General features: G+C 67.3%; 1 protein-coding gene. It reads right to left on the reverse strand.

Features of this window, described 5'->3' with window-relative positions:
* Positions 1–80 precede the first annotated feature (80 nt).
* A partial coding sequence (locus Q0938_RS19295; RefSeq protein ID WP_299365750.1) for a 2-oxo acid dehydrogenase subunit E2 occupies positions 81–284 on the reverse strand: 204 nt, incomplete at its 5' end.

Genomic DNA, 284 nt, shown 5'->3' on the forward strand with positions numbered 1-284 from the left:
GTTGGCCGGCGCGGATGGCGCAGACATAGCCCCCGGGTCCCGCGCCGATGATGAGCAGCCTGCATTGGATCTCGCGCATCTCAGCCCTCCACGAAGATCAGCGCCGGGGTCTCCAGCAGTTCCTTCAGCCGCGCGACGAAGACGGCAGCCTCCCAGCCGTCGATGACCCGGTGGTCGAAGCTGCAGGACAGGTTCATCATCTTCCGCGGCTCGAAGGCGGCGCCGTTCCAGAACGGCCTGACCGCCAGCCGGTTCACGCCGACGATGGCAACCTCGGGCACGTT

The organism is uncultured Paracoccus sp., assembly GCF_947496875.1.
Lineage (GTDB): Bacteria > Pseudomonadota > Alphaproteobacteria > Rhodobacterales > Rhodobacteraceae > Paracoccus.